The following is a 276-nucleotide window of genomic DNA, read 5'->3' as shown; positions in this document are numbered from 1 at the left end:
AACACCCAGCAACTGCCTGGCTGGACCCGTTTCGACGTGGGCGCGCGCTACGCCATGAACATCAACCGCACGCCGGTGACGTTGCGGGCGACGGTGGAAAACGTGTTCAACAAGCACTACTGGCAATCCGCCGCGCGCGAAGGGCTGACGGTTGCCGCGCCGCGCACCCTGCTGCTGTCCGTGACCGCGGAATTCTAGTGCGGCCGCAAGCCCGCGCCACGCCCGGCGCGCGACCGCCGGCGTCCTCATCGCGGCGCGCGCCGGCGGGGCGCGGCA

Annotated in this window: 1 pseudogene; it reads left to right on the top strand. The window is 71.4% G+C overall.

The features are described 5' to 3' along the window. Positions 1–198, top strand: a pseudogene (locus SB751_RS30150) (TonB-dependent siderophore receptor); the annotation flags it as partial. Positions 199–276: the final 78 nt, after the last annotated feature.

It is taken from the genome of Cupriavidus sp. SIMBA_020 (assembly GCF_046535395.1).
GTDB lineage: Bacteria > Pseudomonadota > Gammaproteobacteria > Burkholderiales > Burkholderiaceae > Cupriavidus > Cupriavidus campinensis.
Note: the sequence above shows the minus strand (reverse complement) of the source record. Positions and strands in the feature narration are given on the sequence as shown.